Raw genomic sequence first — 3,765 nt, forward strand, 5'->3', positions numbered from 1 at the left:
GTCGATGAACGCCTGGAGCGCGGCCGTCTGGTCCTCGGTGCCGTCGATGCCGATGCTCACGTGCTCGGCCTCGGGGAACTCCGTGTGGAACGCCCCGATCACCTCGCGCTCGCCGCCCGGGAAGGGCGGCTGCTTGAGCAGCAGGAAGTTGCCCCAGAAGTAGGTCGGGTTGGACGGCGTGCGGATCACGAGGTGGGTGCCCCGGTCCTCGATCTCGCTGCCGGTCATCTCCAGCAGGCGCAGGTCGGTGCGGAAGCCGAGCGAGCGGATGTCCATTCAGTCCTCGTTCGTGTCAGTCGTTCGTGTCAGTCGTTGGTGTCGGTGAGCGGCAGGTACGCCGTCAGGTCGGTGCGCTCGCCACTCGCCAGGACCCGGCCGCTGGCGATGGCCGCCTGCCACTCGAGCTTGCCCGTGGCGAGGGCGATCCACGTCGCGGCATCGGTCTCGATCACGGCCGGCGGCGTCCCGCGGGTGTGCCGCACGCCGGGGATCACCTGCGCTGCGGCGTACGGCGGAATGCGGACCTCCACGGAGTTGCCGGGAGCGCGGTCGGCGAGCACGGCGAGGAAGTGCTTGGTGAGCAGCTTGTCGTCGGCAGCCGTCCGCGTTGCCAGCGCCGCCGCGACCGTTTCCGGGGCGGCGGGGCGGCGAACAGGCACGGCTGCACCCTAGTCGTGCCCCAGGCAGGCCTCTCGACCGCACACCGACCTGGGTTGCCCTGTGACGTGGGCCACACATAGCGTGCCGAGAGCACGTGCGCGTCCGCGCCCGCGCTCTCGGAAGTTGGAGGACCCATGAACACATCTCGGACAACTCGTGTGCGCCCGCGCACGGGTGCCCTGGTGACCTCGGCGACCCTGGTGGCCGCCATCGCCGCCAGCCCGCTGGCATCCGCGGCCGATCGCGACCAGGGCGAGCGCGGCACCCGCACCGACCACACGCACAGCGGCAAGTCCCACCATGACTCCTCGGCCAAGCTGCGCAAGAAGGTGGACCTCGCCGGGGTGATGCGCACGCTGGAGGACCTGCAGGCGATCGCGGACCGCAACGACGGCAGCCGCGCGTCCGGCACCCCCGGCTATGCGGCCTCACGCGACTACATCGTGCGCAGGCTCGAACGCGCCGGGTATGACCCCGTCGTCCAGCAGTTCGACTTCCCGTTCTACCGCCAGATCTCGCTGGCCACGTTCGAGCAGACCGCACCCACCCCGACCGCGTACGTCGACGGCACGGACTTCTCGCTGATGACCTACTCCGGCTCCGGCGACATGACTGCGGCCGTGCAGGCGGTCGACCTCAACCTCGCTAACCCCGCGGCGTCGAACAGCGGGTGCGAGGCGGCGGACTTCGCGGGCTTCACGCCCGGCCGCATCGCCCTCGTTCAGCGAGGCACCTGCACCTTCGCCACCAAGCACACCAACGCCGAGGGCGCCGGCGCCGCCGCCGTCATCGTCATGAACCAGGGCACGCCAGGTCGGACCGAAGCCTTCGCCGGCACCCTCGGCGCCCCGATCGCCACCGTGCCCTCCCTCGGCACCAGTTTCGCGATCGGCCAGGCCCTGGCCACGGGCGCGAGCGCGCACGTCGCGACGCAGACGGAGTCGGAGATCCGGCCGACGTGGAACGTGCATGCCGACAGCAGGCGGGGCGACCCCGCCAACCTCGTGCACGCGGGCGCACACCTCGACAGTGTCGTCGCCGGTCCCGGCATCAACGACAACGGCTCCGGCAGCGCGGCCCTGCTCGAGGTGGCCGAGGAGCTCGCGCACACCAAGACGAACAACAAGATCCGCTTCTCCTGGTGGGGTGCCGAGGAGCTCGGTCTGCTCGGGTCCAACCACTACGTCAACGACCTGACCGCCCATGACCCGGCGACGCTGGCACGTACGAAGCTCTATCTCAACTTCGACATGGTCGGGTCTCCCAACTACGCACTGTTCGTCTACGACGGCGACAACTCGGCCTTCCCCGTGGGTCCGGGAGCCGCGCCCGGTCCGGCCGGGTCGGGTCAGATCGAGGCGATGTTCCACGACTACTTCGAGAGCCAGGACCTGCCGTCCGCGGAGACACCGTTCAGTGGTCGCAGCGACTACGGCCCGTTCATCGCCAAGGGCATCCCGGCCGGTGGCCTCTTCACCGGCGCCGAGGGCGTCAAGACGGCAGATCAGGCTGCCCTGTTCGGCGGCGTCGCCGGGGCGGCGTACGACAGCTGCTACCACCAGGAGTGCGACACGATCGACAACGTCAACTCCCATGCGGTCGACGTCAACTCCGACGCGATCGCGCACGCCGTGTGGACCTTCGCTCGCTCCGTGGAATCGTTGTCGGAGCCGATCAACGGCGCCGTCCGCGGCGACGGCACCTCCGGTGGCGGTGGCCTGCACGACGAGGCTCACGAGCTGCCGCTGAGCTGACACCCTGACGAAGCTGCGGCGGGCCCCGACCGGTTGGTCGGGGCCCGTCGTCGCGTCCGGCATACGCTGCGCGGCATGAGTGTCGAGCAACCGTTTCTGGAACGACTCTCGGCGTCCGCCGTGCAGCAGACGGTCGTCCGGCTCAGCGAGCGGATCGGGGCGCGGTTCCCGGCCCGTGGGCTGGCGCGGGTCGCGGCCGAGCTCACCCGGCTCGCCGACGACGTCTCGACCGGGGCGGCGGCGACGCGCGGGCGGCTCCGGTGGGTGCGCCAGGTGTCCCTGGTGGGAGTCGGCATCGTCGTACTCGCGACCCTCGTCGCCCTCGTGCTCGCGATGCAGGACGCCGGGCGGGTCGACAGTTCCGTCGACTGGTTGCCCCTGATCGAGAGCGCGATCAACGACCTCGTGTTCGCCGCCCTCGCCGTCTTCTTCCTGCACGCCCTGCCCAACCGCCTCGAACGTGGCCAGCTGCTCGGCCTCCTGCACCGGCTCCGCTCGCTGGCCCACATCGTCGACATGCACCAGCTGACCAAGGATCCCGAGCGGCTGCGCGACGACTTCGTCACGACGTCGGTGTCGCCGGAGCTCGATCTGGACCGGGCGGGGATGGAGCACTACCTCGACTACTGCTCAGCCTGATCGGCAAGGTCGCCGCGCTGTGCGCGGAGGAGTCGCGCGACCCGCTCGTGCTCGAAACTGTCAGCACCATCGAGACACTGACCACCGGGATGTCACGCAAGATCTGGCAGAAGATCAGCCTGTTGCCGGACTGATCGTCTCCAGGACGTCGAGAATCGTCTTCCACGTCTGCGTGGCCGTGTTGATCAGGTCGAAGTGGCCGCCCGTGACCTCGACGAGCTCGGCGGACGCGCCGGCACCCGTCGCGGCCTCCACGTAGTCGCGCGACTGGCTGATCGGCACGCTCGTGTCGTCCGGCGCGTGCAGGCACCAGACCGGCACGTCGAGCGGGACGTGCCGCATCGGATCGGCCAGCTCGTAGACCGGGTTCTTGGGCCCGACGTCCATCAGGGCCGCGACCGCTCCCCCGCCGAGGTCCTCCTCGTACGCCGACGTCAGGTCGACCACGCCGGCCTGGGACAGCACGTGGGTGACTTCGACGCCGCCGACCCACCGGTCGAAGCGCTGTCGTGCGGCCGCCCACGTTGCGAGGTGGCCCCCGTCGGAGTGGCCGAGCGTGACGACCGGACCCCCATCGACCCCTGCGAGGTTGATCGCGGCGTGGATGTCGTCGAACGTCTCGGGGAAGCCGCCACCGTTGCCGACGCGTCTGTACTCGACGTTGAGGGCCGTCCACCCGCGTGCTGCAAGGTCGGCTGCCAGGGGCGCGCCG

Annotated in this window: 4 protein-coding genes and 1 pseudogene; 2 read left to right on the plus strand and 3 right to left on the minus strand. The window is 70.2% G+C overall.

All coding sequences use genetic code 11. The features are described 5' to 3' along the window. Nucleotides 1-276 (minus strand): annotated as a pseudogene (locus tag RMO85_RS05065) (GNAT family N-acetyltransferase); the annotation flags it as partial. A gap of 29 nt (nt 277-305) precedes the next feature. Continuing rightward, on the minus strand, nt 306-659 hold the full coding sequence (locus tag RMO85_RS05070; RefSeq protein ID WP_310526892.1) for a sterol carrier family protein: 354 nt from the start codon (nt 657-659) through the stop codon (nt 306-308). A gap of 135 nt (nt 660-794) precedes the next feature. Here RMO85_RS05070 and RMO85_RS05075 point away from each other — a divergent pair, with 135 nt between their 5' ends. Together RMO85_RS05075 and RMO85_RS05080 are read left to right on the plus strand one after the other, a co-directional pair. Further along, nucleotides 795-2,414: a M28 family metallopeptidase gene (locus RMO85_RS05075; protein ID WP_310526901.1), complete on the plus strand. Its 1,620-nt coding sequence runs from the start codon at nt 795-797 to the stop codon at nt 2,412-2,414. A gap of 75 nt (nt 2,415-2,489) precedes the next feature. Continuing rightward, nucleotides 2,490-3,053: a hypothetical protein gene (locus tag RMO85_RS05080; RefSeq protein WP_310526904.1), complete on the plus strand. Its 564-nt coding sequence runs from the start codon at nt 2,490-2,492 to the stop codon at nt 3,051-3,053. A gap of 114 nt (nt 3,054-3,167) precedes the next feature. On the opposite strand, the gene RMO85_RS05085 is transcribed toward RMO85_RS05080, so the two are convergent. Then, a partial coding sequence (locus tag RMO85_RS05085) for an alpha/beta hydrolase (protein WP_310526905.1) occupies nt 3,168-3,765 on the minus strand: 598 nt, incomplete at its 5' end.

Source organism: Nocardioides sp., assembly GCF_031422975.1.
Taxonomy (GTDB): domain Bacteria; phylum Actinomycetota; class Actinomycetes; order Propionibacteriales; family Nocardioidaceae; genus Nocardioides.